13 protein-coding genes are annotated in these 17,424 nt (G+C 56.4%); 8 read left to right on the forward strand and 5 right to left on the reverse strand.

Features of this window, described 5'->3' with window-relative positions:
• Positions 1 to 39: 39 nt before the first annotated feature.
• The 3 genes from AC0L17_RS19260 to AC0L17_RS19270 all read left to right on the forward strand — a co-directional run bounded on the left by AC0L17_RS19260 (position 40) and on the right by AC0L17_RS19270 (position 4,397).
• Positions 40 to 1,278, forward strand: coding sequence for a glycosyltransferase (locus tag AC0L17_RS19260; RefSeq protein ID WP_473516999.1), 1,239 nt, complete (start codon positions 40 to 42; stop codon positions 1,276 to 1,278).
• Positions 1,275 to 2,414 (forward strand): hypothetical protein, encoded by a 1,140-nt coding sequence (locus AC0L17_RS19265; RefSeq protein ID WP_473517000.1) that lies wholly within the window; start codon positions 1,275 to 1,277, stop codon positions 2,412 to 2,414. The genes AC0L17_RS19260 and AC0L17_RS19265 overlap by 4 nt, the downstream gene beginning before the upstream one ends.
• A gap of 510 nt (positions 2,415 to 2,924) precedes the next feature.
• Positions 2,925 to 4,397, forward strand: a complete 1,473-nt coding sequence (locus tag AC0L17_RS19270) for a lipopolysaccharide biosynthesis protein (RefSeq protein WP_473517001.1) — start codon at positions 2,925 to 2,927, stop codon at positions 4,395 to 4,397.
• Positions 4,398 to 4,870: 473 nt separating this feature from the next.
• Here AC0L17_RS19270 and AC0L17_RS19275 read toward each other — a convergent pair whose 3' ends face one another.
• Positions 4,871 to 5,722, reverse strand: a complete 852-nt coding sequence (locus AC0L17_RS19275) for a sulfotransferase (RefSeq protein ID WP_473517002.1) — start codon at positions 5,720 to 5,722, stop codon at positions 4,871 to 4,873.
• A 169-nt stretch (positions 5,723 to 5,891) separates the two neighbouring features.
• On the opposite strand from AC0L17_RS19275, the gene AC0L17_RS19280 reads away from it, so the two are divergent.
• From AC0L17_RS19280 to AC0L17_RS19290, 3 genes are all read left to right on the forward strand, one after another.
• The gene (locus AC0L17_RS19280; RefSeq protein ID WP_473517003.1) at positions 5,892 to 7,949 is read left to right on the forward strand and encodes a hypothetical protein; all 2,058 of its coding nucleotides are present in this window, start codon (positions 5,892 to 5,894) and stop codon (positions 7,947 to 7,949) included.
• Positions 7,950 to 8,226: 277 nt separating this feature from the next.
• Positions 8,227 to 9,507 carry an O-antigen ligase family protein gene (locus AC0L17_RS19285; RefSeq protein ID WP_473517004.1) on the forward strand — a complete coding sequence of 427 codons (1,281 nt, stop codon included), beginning with the start codon at positions 8,227 to 8,229 and terminating at the stop codon, positions 9,505 to 9,507.
• On the forward strand, positions 9,504 to 10,469 hold the full coding sequence (locus AC0L17_RS19290; RefSeq protein ID WP_473517005.1) for a glycosyltransferase family 2 protein: 966 nt from the start codon (positions 9,504 to 9,506) through the stop codon (positions 10,467 to 10,469). Before AC0L17_RS19285 ends, AC0L17_RS19290 begins: the two co-directional genes overlap by 4 nt.
• Positions 10,470 to 10,489: 20 nt before the next feature.
• Here the strand turns inward: AC0L17_RS19290 and AC0L17_RS19295 are convergent, their stop codons facing one another.
• The 3 genes from AC0L17_RS19295 to AC0L17_RS19305 form a co-directional block, all read right to left on the reverse strand.
• On the reverse strand, positions 10,490 to 11,593 hold the full coding sequence (locus AC0L17_RS19295; protein ID WP_473517006.1) for a glycosyltransferase family 4 protein: 1,104 nt from the start codon (positions 11,591 to 11,593) through the stop codon (positions 10,490 to 10,492).
• 101 nt (positions 11,594 to 11,694) lie between these two features.
• A complete protein-coding gene (locus AC0L17_RS19300) occupies positions 11,695 to 13,563 on the reverse strand; it encodes a Wzz/FepE/Etk N-terminal domain-containing protein (protein WP_473517007.1) in 1,869 nt (622 codons plus the stop codon).
• A 550-nt stretch (positions 13,564 to 14,113) separates the two neighbouring features.
• On the reverse strand, positions 14,114 to 14,545 hold the full coding sequence (locus AC0L17_RS19305; protein WP_473517008.1) for an exopolysaccharide production repressor protein: 432 nt from the start codon (positions 14,543 to 14,545) through the stop codon (positions 14,114 to 14,116).
• Positions 14,546 to 14,691: 146 nt separating this feature from the next.
• Here AC0L17_RS19305 and AC0L17_RS19310 point away from each other — a divergent pair, with 146 nt between their 5' ends.
• Both AC0L17_RS19310 and AC0L17_RS19315 read left to right on the forward strand, forming a co-directional pair.
• Positions 14,692 to 15,933 (forward strand): polysaccharide biosynthesis/export family protein, encoded by a 1,242-nt coding sequence (locus AC0L17_RS19310; protein WP_473517009.1) that lies wholly within the window; start codon positions 14,692 to 14,694, stop codon positions 15,931 to 15,933.
• Positions 15,934 to 16,171: 238 nt separating this feature from the next.
• Positions 16,172 to 16,993 (forward strand): FkbM family methyltransferase, encoded by an 822-nt coding sequence (locus AC0L17_RS19315; RefSeq protein WP_473517010.1) that lies wholly within the window; start codon positions 16,172 to 16,174, stop codon positions 16,991 to 16,993.
• Between the two features lie 140 nt (positions 16,994 to 17,133).
• Here the strand turns inward: AC0L17_RS19315 and AC0L17_RS19320 are convergent.
• A partial coding sequence (locus AC0L17_RS19320; RefSeq protein ID WP_473517011.1) for a transposase domain-containing protein occupies positions 17,134 to 17,424 on the reverse strand: 291 nt, incomplete at its 5' end.

Here is a 17,424-nt window from a genome sequence, read left to right on the forward strand (position 1 = left end):
GATTGCCGGATTTGTTGGCGGCAAATTCGGTGGATTGATATGAATGTAACAGAAGTTGCCTCTGCTCATCCGACGAAGACCCCGCGAGCCGAAGCTCTTCCCAGCATACGTGTTCTGCTCGTGCTCCCAACCTATTTTCCTGAGTCATATGGCGGCGGCGAACAACAGGCGCGGCGATTTGCTCGGGCGCTGGTTGAAAGCGGCGTTTCCGTAACCATTCTGGCACCCAGATTGTCGCACTCGACCCCGAAACGGTCCGCCATCGACGGGGTGCCTATCCATCGCCTTCGTTTGCGCGCGGCTCCGTATTTGGGCGGGCGGCATATGCTGTCGTTCCTGTCGTGGTGTGTCCAGGTTTTGATCTGGATGCTGCGCCATCGCGACGAATTCGATGTCGTACATATCATCCATGCCCGACTTCACGCTGTTCCGGCGGCATTGGCAGGAGCCCTCCTGCGCAAACCGGTTCTCGCAAAATTGGCCCGGGGCGGACGGTATTTCGATCTCGACGTTGTGCGCGAAAAGAAAATCATCGGTCGCTGGGCGTCCGCGTTGATTAAACGTCACGTCACGGCCTTCATCGCCAATAGCCGCCAAATCGCTAGTGACTTGAAGAGACATGGCATCGACGCACATCGCATTCATATGATTCCGAATGGGATCGATCTGCCCCGCAAGCCGCACCGCGAGCCGAGCGCCGATGGCAGCCGACGCTTTATCTGCCTTGGCCGCCTCGATCCGGAAAAATGCGTCGAGCACATGATCGATGCGTTCGCGGCACTTCCCGCCGACGCAAAGGCGCAACTCACCATCCTGGGCGATGGCCAGTGCCGCGTCCCTCTCGAGGAACAGGCGGCCCGGTTGGGCCTTTCCGGCAGGGTCACATTCGCCGGCGCGGTCGAAGATGTCTTTCCCTTTCTGTGGGACGCAGATTTCTATCTTTCCACCTCGGTGTCAGAAGGCATGTCAAACGCCCTGCTCGAGGCCATGAGCTGCGGCGTGGTGCCGATCGTCACCGATGTCAGCGGTGCGTCCGACATTGTGGAGCATGAGTGCAGCGGCTTTGTGGCTCGCTCGCATGTGGAGTATTGCGGATTCCTTCGTCGCGCACTCGGCCTATCGGAGGCCAAGCGCGATGACATGGGAGAGCAAGCAGTGAACACCATCGCAATGCGCTTCAGCATGGAGAGGGCTGCCCAAGAGCAAATGAAGCTCTACGCGGCTCTTCTCAAGGAAGGGACCTCTTCGCTCCGCGTCCGGAGTGTGAATCGGACATGAAGCTCATCCTTCATATCGGCACTGGTAAGACGGGCACCACAGCGCTACAGCAATTCCTGTGCGCGAATGCAAAGAAGCTCCGCGAGCACGGCATTCACTATGCCACGCCTCCACACGAGTGCAATTTCAACAGCGTTCCCAATACGCAGTTATTAACCGGACTGGATAAATTCCGGCCTTTTTTCCTGCATCATCTGAGAGGGGCCAAACGAGACGGGGCGCACACGATCATCGCAAGTTCCGAAATTCTCTATTCGATCAGAAGCCGGGCGCGTTTCATGGCCAGGAACTCCAGCGCCGATGCCCTATCAGAGGAGCGCAATTTGATCGAACGTTTGCGTGCTTCCATTCCGGCGGAGGTGGAATGCCGTGTGCTGTGTTACGTGAGGAGGCCGGATCATTGGCTTGAGTCGGTGTATAATCAGAACGTCAAGAGCGGCGTTCTGTTCACGGGAGATGTCATCGATTTTCTAAACATGATCGAGGATATGCTGGATTATCATCGCTGCCTGTCCATTTGGCGCGAAGTCTTTGGGAGCAGCGCGTGTTCCGTACGGGTGTACGAGTCGGCCCTGCCGAATGTGATCGATGATTTCATGAACAATGTCGTTGGGATCGAGGATATCTCCGCATTTACCCGGCGCTATCTTCGGGCCAATGAACGCCTGAGCCGCGATGTCTTGGAGTATAAGCGCCTCAGGAACGAGCACATTCTTTTTTCTGAACGGCAGCTGGAACGCAAGATTTATGCCTTGGTTGATCAGAGAGTGACAGGCCCCAATAAAAATCAGGAATACCTCTCACCCGATGAAAGAGCCGGCCTCTTATCGAGGCTGGAACCAAGTATGAAGCGGCTACAGGCGGAGTTCTCTCTGCCGACCTTTCCGCAACTCGATCTCGATGCGGCCAAAGCCATGTGGCAGCCCTATCCGGGACTTTCGCTCGACAAGAGACAGGAGATCGAATTCCACTACAACGTTGTTCAAGGTCAGATGGGCTTCCGTCTGGAGCGACTTCTGAGGCGGTGGACCTCCTTGACGCGGAAGCGATTGCCGGTTCTCTCACCGATATTCGACTTTGCGCACGGCAGCCGCATACGCAGATTGCTGTTTGAGGCAATAAACCGATTTCTGTGACGGCCGCTGCCTCTGTGTTTGAACTGGCGCTAAGGAATGAGTACCGCAAGACTTGTCTGTGCCCATCCCGCGCATATTCCGGGCCAAGCGGCAAACGCCGTTCAGGTCGTCAATACGTGCAGCGCGTTTCAATCCGTCGGCTGCGATGCGGTCATCATACGGTCGGTTTCGGTCGTCAGCGTCACCGCTGCGCGTCCGACAGTGCTTGAGCTGGCGGATGGAAGATGAACTCCGCGTTGGGAAGGCAGCTGGCAGGGTGGGGAAAGAGCGTATTGCTCGTTCGGAAAGGCATGATTATGGGGTAAGAGGATTGAAGGGGCTCTGGCGTTCTTGCAAGATGCCTATCCAAAGCGTCCGCCCGCTTTCTTTGGAGTTGCGGCTATCTGCTCGGGTACGACGTTCCTTCATGCTCTTCTGTCCCAGCATAAGCCAGATTTTCATGCCACGGACGAAGGAGCTTCAGTAGGACTTACTAGTGAGTTGTAAAGCCCGGGATGGCAGTGGCTTTTGATGAGCGAAAGCAGAAATCTGACTAGCAGGGCGGCTCGCGGCCTTTCTTGGTCCGGCGGCACATTGCTGGTCCGGACTGTTTTGAATGTGGCCTGTACCGCCGTGCTCGCACGCCTGCTTTCGCCTCAAGAATATGGTGTTGTCGGCGCTGCCATGATCGTCGGTGCCCTAGGAAGTTCGATCGCCAATCTTGGCATGTCGCAGGTGGTGATCCAGCGACGGGACATCGAAGAGCGGCATATCGGAACCGTCATCTCCTTGTCCATGCTAATCGCCACCATTCTCGGCTTGCTTCAATGGGTGTTTGCACCACAGATCGCCGATTTTCTCCATGTGCCGGAATTGGTCCTCGTTTCGCGCGTCCTTGCGGTGATGATGGTCGCGAACGCATTCAATCTGATCGCCCAGGCCATTTTGTCGCGGCACCTGAAATTCAAAATATCCTCCATAGCGAGTCTGATCGCTTGGATTGCTTCCCATCTCGGCCTAGCCATTCCGCTTGCCTATTTAGGACTCAGCTATTGGGCCTTGGTGGTCGCGTATATGGCCGAGGCATTGATCCTGGCCAGCATCTATTTCTTCATCGCCAGGCACTATCTCGTGAGGCCCAGTTTCGATATGCAGTCCTACCGCGATATCCGCAGACAGAGCCTGGGCTATTCGCTTGTTGGTATATCGGCTTTCACCGCCAAATATATCGACAATGTTATTGTCGCGCGCTTGATCGGTACTGCAGAGCTGGGCATTTACTCGCGAGCGTATTATCTGATCGCGATGCCGGCAAATCTGTTCGGCAATCTGAACAAGAGTGTGGTTTTCCCGCTCCTGTCGAAGGTTCATCACGATAAGGCGAGACTCCGCACGGCTCAGCTTAAGGGTTATGCTTTGACGGCGGCGCTTGCCCTACCGACTAGCGCGTTTCTATGCTGCTTTGCGAAAGAGCTTGTCCTGACAGTGCTCGGCCAAAAATGGATGGATGCCGTCGTTCCTATTATCGTATTCTCTGCAGTAATTTATTTCCGCATGGGTTACAGAGTGTGCGGAGCCGTGACGCTTGCGACAGGCCGCAGTTACCGAATGGCGTCCATGCAAATCATTTACATGGCCCTTGTCGCTTCATTCGCATTCTTCTCGGCGCCCTACGGCGTGAACGCGGTGGCCTTTGCAGTGTCCGGCGCCATTGCGACAAGTTTCATGATTTATGCGGCAATCAGTTGTCGGATGACAGGATTATCAGCTCTGGATTTCGCGCTCGTCCATGTGCCGCCCGTCGCATTCGCCGCTGCGGTGTTCGCCACCGGCTCGGCGGTCAAAATGCTGCTTGCCGGATCGCCCGACTATCTTGTGCTCGCGACCGGGCTTCTCGTTATAGGTGCATTGTCCGTTGTCACTGTCTATCTGAGAGCGTCGCTCCTCTTCGGGAAATATGGGGCGGAAGTCCTGCAAACCCTAACATCCAAGAAAACGAAATGATTGGATTTGCATACCCCCACCGGGCCAGGTCGCAAACACCGTGCAGGTCGTGAAGGCATGCAGCGCGTTTCAAGCAATCGGCTGCAGAACCGTTCTCGCAATTCCCCTCGATCGACCCTGCAGGAGCAGGTGGAGCGAAATCAGGAAGGCCTACAATCCAGAGCGGTGTTTTGGTTTGTGGTGCATACTATTTGATCATATCCAGCCCAAAAGCTTGTCTTTGGCGGTGCCGTGTCGTTGCTCGCATAGCTGACGGCGCCCGATGCCGTGATCACACGGTCGATCTCCGTTGCCAGGGTTGCGGCTGCAGTGGGCATGCCAACGATGCTGGAGCTGCACAGCCCGGTTGAGGCCGAGCGCCAACCGTGAACCACGGCTTCAAAGTCGTGAGCAGAGTGTGATCGCATCATGCGCCCTCGATTGCGGACACGAACCGCTCGACATATCTTTGCCCGTCATCGAACCGCACAAACTCAGAAACTGTCAGCTCCATAGTCGAACAATTCCGCAGTTGCGCGGGTGCCTGTCCAAATCCGCTGTCGCGCTGAACGATCGAGGCGGGCAACCGCTCGGGTGTTGACGTCTGGTGCAATGTGATCGGATGCTTCGTCCAACCTTATCCGCAGCTTTTCGCCAGTTGTGGCGTTTGTGTTCGTCGTCCGCTCCGTCCCAAAAGATTTGACCTTAAACCGGATCCTTCCGTCCTCCGCTGCTGCTATGCCGAGCGCGTCGTAAAGGCTTTTTACAAAGGTATCCGGTGATTGGATCAAGTCCTCGAATCGAAGCAATAGCGCGTCATGCTTCCTCGAGGCTTTGAACATCAGGCTAGTCACATCATTGTACCATTTGATCGCCCGCGCCTCACTGAGACCGCTGCGTGTCAGCCCTTCGCACATCGGCAATGGATGCCGCGTAAGCACAAGGTTCCGCGCTTCCATAAAGCCGCGCGCAATCGCGTCGTCGAATGCGATGTAGTAATCCATCACCTTCAAAACGACGTAGCGCGCTTGGGACTTTTCGTTGCGCTCCCCGTGGCGGACCGTCTCGGCAGTCGCTGCGCGCATGTGCCGCCAGAGGAAGGGAACAGACGCCCAGTTTACGGCGCCGCCAACATGGCACGCAGCCTTGCGCAGCTTGTAGAAACGTCCGAATACCCCCTCATGCCATTCGCGGTATGGCATCAACACATCCGGCGAGCTCCCGATGATATTCCAGACAATGTTTGACCCACCTCGGCCAAAGCAATTCAATAGAAGCGCATTGGGCGGAAGAGCTTTGCCCGGCGTGGTGGGAGGCGAAGCACCGATCCTGTCAGCGGTCTGCATCTGCTTTCTCCGTTATCGCATCAGGCGCGACCCACTTCCCTGGCTGTCGTTGAAAGGCTAAACTGAAACCTATGATATGCTGCGGAGCTTGTGAGGAGAAGCGCGATAGTAAGTAACGGGTGTCCATCCGGAGTCTCATCCCGAAACCAGCAATTATTGGCACACGACAATGACCAACCGCCTTTCTCGCCGGGACCTGGCGCGGGCCGCATGCGCCGCCCTTGTGCTGGCGGCCTCCGGTCGCCCAGGACGGGATGCCCTCGCCGCCGGTCCGGCGCAAGGCTCGCAGCCGAAAGCTCACTCCTGGCATCCTGGTCTGTTCCCGGAAATGATTGTGAAATCCTGGTTTCAGGAGGATCTGGCCGAAGGCGAAGTCTCCTCGTGGCAATCCGGTGGCGTGAAGCCGGTGGCTGCGATGCAAGCCGAGCCCTCCCTGCGGCCGACAAAGCTTTCGAATAACGGCGGCGTTCTCTTCAAGAAGGGCACGAAACAGGCATTGACTTGGCCCGCCGATAACGATGCCCCTTATCTTCACCGCTGGTGGTTGGTGATCGCCCGGTGCAATTCGGCAGTCAACGCCGACGCGAATAACGTTTCCGTTCTTTGCGTCAATGGCGCGGAGGGTGGCCGGGTGCATCGCCAACCCCAGATCTGTTTCAAGCCCTCGGCCGGCACATTCGTTTCGCGGCTCGATGACGGAAAGCTCAAGAGCGAGGACGGGCTATGCTCGACGGATTTTGGCGACTGGAATGTCATGGTCGGGTACCGCCGCGGATTCGTGATGCAAGCCGTGGTGAATGGGGTCAAGACGGCCGGCCAGATGATTTATGCATTGGCGCCCAACCGGATGAAATCGCAGAGCTTCATGGGCGATGTGAACAATCCGATGAGGGCCGATGTCGCGATCGATTGCGTCATCATCGGACAAAGCGAACTAAATGACTCCCAGATCGATATGCTGATGGGATGGGGCATGTGGCGCGTCGGCCGGCAATCCGCCCTGCCCGGCGATCATCCCTATCGCCAGAGCCCTCCTTCAACTGTGGATGCGAACGACAAACCGGAACGTTATGAGTTCGATTCAGCCTCGTGGGCGTCCTGGGCGGCGATCGGCGATGAGCGATATGCTCATCGTGGTGAGGCGGCGCCCCCGATCCACGGTTACACAACGGTTTTTTTTGACGACTTCGACTCCAACACGGTAGTCGATGATTCCACAGGCGCGCAAGGCAGCATCTGGTATGCGCCGACCCATCTGACGACCGTCGGTGTTGACGCCATTACCCAGCGGATCTCGGCGACGCCCTCCTCATATGTGCACGACGCCACCAGCCACACGCTGGCGCTCCGGCTCTTGCAAAAGGGCCGCCATTGGAGAACAGGTGCCTTCTCTTCCGTGAACAACAATGGCCAGGGGCGGTGTTGGGGAAAGGGGATCTTTGAGATCCGCGCCAGACTGCCGAAGATCGCAGCGCCCCGCCCTGGATTTTTTCCTGCTTTCTGGGCGTATGGGACGGAGCATCTATTCTGGCGGACGCGCAATCGTCTTGAGACGGACTTTTGGGAGTATGACGGTCTCAATGGGGCCTATATCAACATCAGCCAGCACGTGCACAAACCCAGACTCGGCTATGCAGATCCACATATTACGCCACGTGACGTGCGTCGGAAAATCGCCGGCTATCAAGTCGATCCATCAAGTGGTTTTCCCAGCACGATCGACGTATACGATGGCGAATTTCATACTTGGTACGCGCAGATCGAAGATGATTATACTTATTTCGTGATCGACGGCTATGAAGTGGCGCGCGTTCCGACGACACCGGAACTCGAAGCGAAAAAATACATCATGGTGGATTTCGCTTACGATGAAAAAAAGGGGCGCGCTCAACCGGACCCGTCGCAGACGTATGACATGGTGATTGACTATATAAGGGTCCGGCAGACGGAAACGGATCTGGCTAGGGTCCCGACGGGCTTCCGCGCATTGCCGGCCTTCTCGGGCCAGGCTTCACCGGGCCAGGCGCTGACCGTCGTACCGAACGTTATTGCGTCGCAAATAGAGTGTCTATGGTATCGTGACGGCGTTCCGATCGTGGGCGAAACCGGCACAAGCTATGAGCTCAGTTCGCGGGATGTCGGGCATAAGATTCGCTGCCATGTTCGCGCGGTCTCTGTGCTCGACCAGCCAGAAGCCTGGACCCCGGAGAGCGAGACCGTCGGCTAGGTCATCGACTGCGCGCCGTCAGGATGCGTCATCACTCTCCGTCAGACTGCCTGGTGGGCTCTGCCACCAGTAAGCCTCCGCGCAGCCGAGGACGGTGAGCTTTCCCAACAGGCGGAAACCTCTTCGATATGCGATTGCCACAGCGGCCGGAACGATGGGGTCGTCGGCTGGAGCATGGCGAAGTCTTTCTTCGCCCGCTGGCATTGATACATCAAACAAGTTCTGTCTCCGGGAAAGAGAACATGCTAAAAGAATATCGCGCCGCGAGGGGGCTGTGATGCGTTATCTCCTCACATTCGCGATACTGAGCCTCTTCCTGCCAATCAGGCTCGAGACGGGTCTTGTATTGCTGCGTCCGTTCGAGCTGATCGCATTGCTGATGCTCGTGATTGGCATGGCGACGGGTCGTTGGCGAAATTTGGCTTTTTCAGCCGGCTTTCTACTGCTCCTGCCCTTCCTGGGCTGGCACATGGTCTCGGCCTTCAGCGTGGACGTAGAGAACGGCCTGCGCGAGCTGTTGCAGATGTCCATTGTGGGCGCCTTTGCGTTCGCCATCGCACAGGAGGCTAGATGGCTCGAGACGCAGAAGGCCGTCAACATCTTGCTTTTCGGCATGGTGCTGATTCTCGCCTATACGATCACCTGGCATGTCGCCCATGGCTACTCGGTCGGCTGGAAGCAGTTGGCCGACCCAAGGCTCGTATTCACCTTCCTTCCAATTGCGCTCGCGGGGCTCCTCCTCTTCGCCAAACGGGGCAAGCGGCGCACCCTTTGGTTTGCATGGGTAGGGATACTTCCCCTGCTCGTGCTATCTGGGGAACGCAAGGCGTTTTTGATCTATCTCTTTCTGACCGCCGCGCTTCTGATGCGCGGACGGCTCGCTGCGATGGTGCCAGCGATCGCCGTCGGCTTCGTGGGTCTTTTCGTGCTGGCTACCACAGTGGAAAACTCATATGTCGGAAAGCAGTTGCAGACCATCCTCGATCCGCTGAGCAAGGGGCAATACGAATATCTGGCTGCGACGGGGAAATATGCCCCTGGAGACACCCCGAGCACTGTCCAGCGCGCGTTTGCTTTCAATCTGTCCAGACAACTCATCTCCGAACATCCACTGATGGGCGTAGGTACGAACCAATTCAAGAATATTATCGATACGGATTTCAGCGGACTTCCTGGCGAGTTGCAGCTGGGGATACATGGCGAGTTTCAACGCATCCTCACCGAGAACGGCATCATAGGGCTCAGCCTCTATATTCTCATATGGATTGCTGCATGGTTTCGCTTAAGCCGTACTCTAAGCTGGGCCCTTTCTCACGGATTGATCGGAGCGGCCCAGGCACGGCTTCTGCCCCTCGTGCTCCTTGTTCCCTGCGCCTTTTACGTTGGAACAGAAGCCTCCGGCACACGAGCTTTCGTCACGCTGAGTCTTGTCTCGCTCCTGCCTGAAATGACGCGGCACGGGTTTTGCCTACCATTGCAGAGGATGCGGAAGAGCCATCCCAGGGGCATGAGACGTCCTCGATTTCTCGCGGACCCATTGCCAGGAAACACGAGATGAGTATTTCGGTTATCATGACATGCCACAATGAAGAACGCTTCATCGTGCAGGCAGTGGAAAGTGTGATTAATCAGACCTCGTCGAGCCACATCAAAGAGATCATCATTGTCAATGATGGCTCGAAGGACGGCTCGTCGGAAGTGATTGCGTCACTGGCCGATCGGGAGCCGCGTGTACATGTCCTGACGACGGCGGGTATCGGGCTTTCATCGGCGAGGAATCTTGCCATCAGACATGCTGCCGGCGATCTCATTGCAATTCTCGACGGGGATGACTTCTGGGCCGAGGACAAGCTTGAGCGTCAATTAGCCGTCTTGGGCAATGGCTGCAAGGCAGGTCTTGTCTATGGCGATTTTGTCGATTTTTCCGCTCCGGATCTGTCAGATGCTCTACACGTCGCCGTGCGCCGCTATCGTGCGGACCAATGCGATACGCTGCCGACATATTTTCTGCTTGATGGGCCGATTATCCCTTCCAGTATGGTTATGCGGCGGGAGATGGTCGAAGACATCGGGGTATTCAACGAGGCATTCAAGGCTGGAGAGGATACAGAGTTTTGTTTGCGCGCAGCCGAGCGTTGGACATTTCAACATGTGGCCGGAGCACTCGTCTATAAACGGCGCCATGGCTCGAACATAACCCGCAGACTCGACGCGCTTCTGCCGGTAGGCGAAGGCCTCACGCGAGAATGGGCTATGCGACGGCGGGAACTTACGCACCTCGCGCGTCGGCGCAACGCGCGTTTGTACGCAAAGGCGGGCAATGATTGCGTGGCTCAAGGCGAAATGAAACGCGGAGCGCGCTTGCTCATTCGCGCGATGTGGCACGATCCATTGTCATGGCGGGTGTACGTTTACTTTTTTCTTTGCGCCCTGCCGAGGGGCATGGATCCGCAGGTGCGGCGTGCAGCCAAGCTATTGTTCTACCGCGCCTTGCGCAAAGACTTTGCTGACGGCTCTTAGCAGCTACTTTGGCGTCGGGCTCAGCCCCATTTCAGCTCCGGAAACGTCGCGCCTGCACAGGTTGCCCAGTCGAAGGTGCGTGCCCGTGATTTGGCAAGAGCACCGTCGCGCTCACGCAGGTCTGCATTGGCCACATAGGTTGCTATCGCGCGGGCCATCGCGTTCACGTCCTCCGGGGGCACCAGCACACCAGTGGAGCCCATGACCTCGGGTATGCCGCCGACGGCCGTCGCTATCGAAGGACATCCTTGCGCACCGGCCTCAACCAACACTAGCCCGAAGCCCTCGATCTTTCCCTGTAGCTCTCGTGCGAACAATGTGTGGCACGCCGCACGGCGGTATAAGCGCTTTAAGTCGTCGTCGGACAGCCTACCGGTAGCGATCACTGGAACACGAACTCGTGCCGCTTCATCCAATATCTTTGAGGCATAGGCCTGATCTTCGGCCCGTCCAGCCATCACAAAGACCGGATTGTCTAATCCGTATTCATCGCGCGCGCTCGCGATAGCCCGGACAGTTTCCAACTGGCCCTTCCGAGGCTCGATACGTCCGGCTGCGCAAATGACGCTTGCGGCTTGTGGTACAGCTGCAAGTTGCGGGTGTTCAAAATTCCCATCGATTGGCTGAAACCACATGGGATCCACGCCGAGATACGTGACGACACCCTTCCGGGGCATTCCAAAACTTTCGGAAAATATCCGCAGCGTCGCATGTGAGTTGGCGAAAACGACCTCTGCTCCTTCGTAGGCGCGGCGTACAAACCGAAAAAGGATGGAATCGGTCCTGAATTTGCTGACTTCGCTGCCATGAATCATCGCTCGATACCCTCTGCGATGGAACGGTCGTAGCACAAATGTCACAAGTACACTGCGTATGTCGGCGGCCAAAAACAAACTGTCCTTAGGAACATTGCGCAGAATAGAAAGCGCCCGCAGCACCCCGAATGGAGAAATTTGATGATGCCGCAGAATGCGATGGGTATCCGGCTCCTGAGGAACGGCAGGAAGGTCAGGATAGGCAGGCGCTATGACGGTCGCAGCGTGGCCACCAGCACGAACGATGTCGACCAACCGTCCGGCGTATGTTCCGATGCCACCAGGAAATGGATGATATTCGTACGTCATCAGGATGATGCCGTGCGGAGGCTGAGATATCATGGGTCAAGAACTCCCAATGCCGCCCGCCTCGCCTTTAGCCGATATGAGGCGGGCTGCCTGCTCCGCAGCTAGGCCTGGTAATACCGATGATAGCGTTCACTGTAAAATTCGGCGCTGCCGAACTTTTGGTACCGCTTGATTCCTTTGATATCGACCTTGTTGAGCAGAACGCCGATGCACTTATCCGCCAGGATCGGGTTGTTGTCGAGGGTTTCGCGCACGAACCTACGAGCGGTCACACCCCATTCAACAACCAGAACAAGGCCGTCGAGGTGCTGGATAAAGGACCTCACGTCCGCGACTGGAGCCAACGGGGGCAAATCAACGACAATGTAATTGAACATAGGGCCGACCTTGAGCAGAAAGTCCCCCATTTTCTCGATAGGCTGCACGGTGTTTGCGAGCTTTTGTTGGCTCTGGTTCACGCCGGGTAGGAACCTCAATGGCAATGACTGATGGGCCAGCACGTCTCTCGGATTGAGTTCTCCAGCCAACATGTTGGCCAGGCCTCGTTCCCAGCCGTTGGCTAACATAGGGGACAATCCAGGATTGTGGATATCAGCATCGATCAACAATGTCTTACAACGCTGCATAGCAAGAACCATCGCTAAATTTGCAGCGACCAGAGACTTCCCTTCTCCCGGGAGGCAAGAAACGATGCCAAGCACCTTGGTGCTCTTCCTTGGTAACTCGACGTCAACAGCGACTTTCACAGTGCGCATCGCTTCGGCGAATTCCGAGCGCGGATGTTGCTCTACCCAGTTGAAAGCGCTATTCCCCACCTCGATGAATGACGGCTCTCCGGCAGCACGATCGTGCTTGTTTCGGCGAATTGGCTTCCCGTCCAGCAAAGGGATCATTCCGAGCGTCTGAAGTCCGAGCTCATCGCGCACTTGAGCCGTCGTGCGGAAAAAGCGCTCCCGGTACTCCCGAATTCCGCCCACACCGGCGCCAACCATGCCGGCGAGCACGACGCAGAACGCCAACGTAAGACTGCTGTTCGGAGAACTCGGGCTGCTGGGGGTTGGTGCCTCCGAGATGGTCCGCGCCTCCGTCAACGCCACCGAAAGGTTCTGCAGGCTCGCTTGGTACTGCTGCAGGACCTCTTCATATTGCGACTTGAGAGAGGCCGCCTCAAGTTCGAGCTGGCGCAAGGTAACCAGCGTTTCCTTGGTCAGCGTATTGTCTGTTCGGAACCTGTGGATTGCGAGCTCGGCATCAACCGATCGCTTCCGCACCGTCTCGAGCTCTTCCGCCAGTGCGCCGCGAGCTCGGATAATCGACTCGTCTTTGGCTCCGACTTGGTCAGAAATATAGATTTCTGCATACTTACTGGCTATTTTTTGCGCCATTTCGGCGCTAGGCGACCGAAATTGGACTTCCAGAATGTAAGATTCCCCTACACGAGCTACCGTTATATTCTCAGCCAGAATGCCAAATGCCTGCCATCGAGGATCGGATCCTCGCGCGGCACTCGATTTCACCGGCGCTCCGCTTGCTTCGGAACTGCCGATGAAGGGCCACCGAGCGACCGATCCTTTGAGACTGTTGAGCAATGAATATGGCGCTGACAAGAAAGCGCGATCGGTAGCAAGACCGAGGCTGTCAACGACCTTTAGCCCGATGCGGTCGGAAAGCAACAATTCGACCTGACTCAGCATCATCGGGTCAAGCTGTGTGGAGCTTCCGCTCTCTGTTAACTTCGTCACGACGGATGGCTGGTTCTTGTCGATCAGGATTCTGGCCGTCGACTCGTACAAGGGCACCTCGGCCCAGAGATACGCCAGCCCCAGCACAAGTCCTGCGAGCGCGCATGTAAGGACGAACCTCAACTGCCGTCGCGCTGCCGCCACGAGTGTTTCGAGATCAATCGTTCCCCACTGAGGATCGCCGAATGTGAAGGCAGAATCCGGGTGCTTTTCAACTTCGCGGAGCATAAGCCTTCAAACCCGTGGCATGAGACTGGCAGCGCATTAGTGACAAACACCATACCACATCATCTGGCTAAATGTCTGCAGATTCAGTATCGACGCCCGCGGAGCACAGGGCACACCGCTCGGGGCGGTCCGCTATTCGCCAAAGGCGCAACTCCTAACTCGATGCAACAAACGAAACCTCACGCGGCCCATGCTCCGACTGCCGCAATTCCGCTGCATGTCGTAAGCTCCAAGGAAGAAATTGAGTCGTATTGCCAAATGGCAAACATCTGAGCAAGAGATTCCGGGCTGCGGTTGAGCCTGTCCTGCAGGAAAACAGGAATGCCTCGTCGATCACAGACGCGCGATAACAATCACCTCAAGGGTCCTGCGCGCATCTGGCGCCTCGCGGAAAGCCTCTCCGCTGCCCGAATGAGACAGGTTGCAGTGACATTTTGTTTCGTGGTGTGGGGTGTCATCCTGCTGATCGTCCTGCTCTAGCAGCGAGAGCCTATAAAGGCGGAGAGTGGCCCGCCTCACTAAGTGGCTCGGCAGTTGCTCCCTTTCGGACTCATCGCGTGATGTGTGACTTCGGAGTCACCGATTGTTTGGAGACCGAGCGCCACACTAGCAGCATGACAGCAACAAAGTACCCAATTTGTATCAAGGTCCCACAAATTAACGTTTGGACAAACGTGCCCCAGAGGGTGCCGGTAAGCAAATATATACTGATGGCGAATGCCAACAGTAGTATGATGAGGCCTCGCAAAAAAAGCAAAAATGACATCGCCGTCCCACTCGCAGCCGCTGACGTGACGCGCTCCTTGGCTATCCAGGCCTCAGCGTTAACCATCATAGCATATCGGAACGGGTCAGAGCGACCGATATATATTAGAAGATGCGAATAAATAAGCCCAACCTGTGCCAGTACGCTTGCTTCCAGGCGCGACCAACTCCCGTTCGGCGGCCAAGAGAGGTTTGCCACACGGACTGGCCATGCCATTGTTCAGAGCGTAAATTCGCCTCAAAAGAATGGCGTTGTGAGAAAGGTCTGCGTCGATGTCATGCTCGAGCATTGCGGGGTGATCGCGAATGTTGAATAGATCGGTGCGCTGGATACGGGCAGGCAGCTGCGCTGCGCTCGCATGCATGTTTCTGTTGTTCGCAAACGCGAATCTGTCGAATGGCCTTGCCCTAGCAGAGGAGCACGATGCCGGCGAGTACCGTCTGCAGACTGGCGACGTGATCGGCTTCGCCGTCCTAGGCTATCCCGAGATGCAAAAGCGAGCTGTGATCGACCAAAGCGGTGTAATTGTTTTGCCGGCCCTGGGCCCGCTAAACGTTCTCGGGAAGACAATAGAGGATGTTCGCAAGGAGGTAATTGAGGTTTTAAAACCAAAATCCCTTCCGCAACGATCCGCCGACGGCACTGAGACTTGGACTGGTTTTTACCCGGATCAGATTGTAGTTGATATTGAGGAATACCGACCCGTCTATATTGACGGGGACATTGCCTCTCCTGGGATTCAGCCCTTCAGACCAGGAATGACTGTCCGACAAGTTGTGGCGGCTGGCGGCGGCTACCAGCTCGGTCGCGGTGAGCTTCAAAACCCTGAAATGACAGCAGCGGACCTTGGCGGCCGCCTCCACATTCTGCGCATCAAATACCAGGAAAGCGAAATCAAAGCTGCTCGCATAGAGGCGCAGCTGAGCGGCGCCAGAGCGATTGAGGTTCCGGACGCAGAACGTGACCCGAGCCTCGAACCTCGTCGCCACGAAGCTTTGCAGCAGGAGGGGAAGCATCTTGAAGCTGTCTATGCGGATCAGGAGAAGGAGCGCGCCTCAATTAAGTTGGCCGTAACCAAGGCGGCGGAGCGAATGGGCTATCTGAAGGAGCAGCAGAACGCGGATCAAGCGGGCGCAGCCGCAGATGCGGCGGAACTTGATCGCCTCAAGAAGCTCTTCGAAAAAGGTCTGGTCCAGATCACTAGCGTCAACTCTGCTCAACGCGCAGTGCTCTTGTCAGCGACCCGCGCTTTGCAAACCAATGCTGAGATCGCTCGACTTGAACGCGACCAAGGGGATTTGCAGCGCAGTCTTGATAAGTTTATCGACCAGGGTCGAATTGACCTGTTGGCTAATTTGCAGACTGAACGCGCGGCGATGACGCAAATGCGCGCTGAGATCGATTCCCTGACCAAACAAATCGCCTACGTGATGCAGATGCGCAGCGACCTTGTAGGCGAAGGGGACCGAATTACGATCGGTGTAACCCGCTCCACTGACGGACAGGCAGCGACGACCGAGGCGACTGAAGATACTCTGCTTGCTCCGGGTGACACCATCACAATTACGCTGGAGGTCCCACCAGGAGCGGCGGTCGCGAACTAAGTAATTAAGTATTGTATAGAGGCGGCGCGCAGTTGCACGGTAAGCGCTGTGTCCGGACCACCTCTGCACCGTTTCCACTCGACTCATATGCACTAGATGCGGCGCTTGCCTGTCCACGGCCGAGCTAATCCCTCCAAAAACCAGGACTCTCGCGATCAGGCGACGCAGATCTAAACCTTGACTCCAGGATCGGTTGGGAAAAAGGTAATTGCTGCAAAACGCTCAGTAGGCACGCGCCATGCAGAAGGACCTTATTTTCGATTTGGGCATGCATGACGGTAGCGACACTGACTTTTATCTGCGGAAGGGTTTTCGCGTCGTCGCGGTTGAAGCCGACACGGAGCTAATAAAGGCCGCAAAACTTCGTTTCGCTAATGCTATTTCTGAAAAGAGGCTTACTCTCGTCAACAAGGCCGTAGCTGAGGCCTGCGGTACTGCAAAATTCTACAGGTCGAAGAATACGCTGTGGAGCACTGTCAGTGCGCGAAACAGCGCCCTGTCCGCCAGAAAGGGTGCGCCAACAGTAGAGCTTGAGGTAGAGGCTACGACGAGCACCGAATTGCTGAGGGAATTTGGCGTCCCCTACTATATGAAAATAGACATTGAGGGCCTTGACCTTACCGCGCTTGCGGGTTTAGCCAGCATTGACGAGAGACCGCGGTTTGTCTCGATCGAATCTGCTAGGCGCGATCTTCAAGATATAAGAGCCGAACTAGAGGCGTTTGTCGCTGTCGGGTATGATCGTTTCAAAGTAGTTGCCCAGCACAAGGTTCACCTTCAGAAGGAACCTAACCCTCCGCGGGAGGGTATAGCAGGCGGCATCCCTGTTCCTGAATCGAGCGGCCTCTTTGGCGAGGATTTGCCGGGGCGATGGTTAACCCAACAAGAAGCGGTAGACGCTTACAGGCGTCCTTTACTGAACCACTATCTCACAGGAAGCAGCTCGCTCATCAAGAACCGTTGGTTAAGGGCTGCACTGAAACGTCTCGGATTTCGGGCCGGATGGTATGATACCCACGGCAAGTTAGCCGATAGATCGCGCGCTCAGGCCCGTGTCTAACGGCGCTTACGTTGAAGCAGAGCTAGCGAGGTGCTTCACGCCACCGAGTACCGGATGACGGAACACAAGTGCGACAGAACCGGCCAGATGCCTTCCAAAGCCTTCATGCGGTGGACTCCGGAACAGGGTAAGCGCTGTTCTCAGGCCACGGCCTTAAGCTCGGAAGCTTGGATGTAGGCCCAGGGCAGCAGGTCGTCGATCTGGCTATTGGGATGGCCGTTGACAATGCTGGTGAGGACATCGGCGAGATAGCCGAGCGGCTCGACACCATTGAGTTTGGAGGTTTCGATCAGCGACGCAACGGCTGCCCAGTGTTCGGCACCGCCATCGGAGCCTGCAAAGAGGTCGTTCTTCCGGTTGAGCGCGAAGACTGATTCATTATGCACCTCATTTTCAAATGGCGGAAAACAGCGATTCCTGGTTGTCGTCGT

Source organism: Mesorhizobium sp. WSM4829 (genome assembly GCF_055811475.1).

Bases quoted from the DNA above. Each gene is read 5' to 3' on its own strand.
- AC0L17_RS19260 (WP_473516999.1), top strand. From the start codon at position 40: ATGAATGTAACAGAAGTTGCCTCTGCTCATCCGACGAAGACCCCGCGA.
- AC0L17_RS19265 (WP_473517000.1), top strand. From the start codon at position 1,275: ATGAAGCTCATCCTTCATATCGGCACTGGTAAGACGGGCACCACAGCG.
- AC0L17_RS19270 (WP_473517001.1), top strand. From the start codon at position 2,925: ATGAGCGAAAGCAGAAATCTGACTAGCAGGGCGGCTCGCGGCCTTTCT.
- AC0L17_RS19275 (WP_473517002.1), bottom strand. From the start codon at position 5,722: ATGCAGACCGCTGACAGGATCGGTGCTTCGCCTCCCACCACGCCGGGC.
- AC0L17_RS19280 (WP_473517003.1), top strand. From the start codon at position 5,892: ATGACCAACCGCCTTTCTCGCCGGGACCTGGCGCGGGCCGCATGCGCC.
- AC0L17_RS19285 (WP_473517004.1), top strand. From the start codon at position 8,227: ATGCGTTATCTCCTCACATTCGCGATACTGAGCCTCTTCCTGCCAATC.
- AC0L17_RS19290 (WP_473517005.1), top strand. From the start codon at position 9,504: ATGAGTATTTCGGTTATCATGACATGCCACAATGAAGAACGCTTCATC.
- AC0L17_RS19295 (WP_473517006.1), bottom strand. From the start codon at position 11,593: ATGACGTACGAATATCATCCATTTCCTGGTGGCATCGGAACATACGCC.
- AC0L17_RS19300 (WP_473517007.1), bottom strand. From the start codon at position 13,563: ATGCTCCGCGAAGTTGAAAAGCACCCGGATTCTGCCTTCACATTCGGC.
- AC0L17_RS19305 (WP_473517008.1), bottom strand. From the start codon at position 14,545: ATGGCATGGCCAGTCCGTGTGGCAAACCTCTCTTGGCCGCCGAACGGG.
- AC0L17_RS19310 (WP_473517009.1), top strand. From the start codon at position 14,692: ATGTTTCTGTTGTTCGCAAACGCGAATCTGTCGAATGGCCTTGCCCTA.
- AC0L17_RS19315 (WP_473517010.1), top strand. From the start codon at position 16,172: ATGCAGAAGGACCTTATTTTCGATTTGGGCATGCATGACGGTAGCGAC.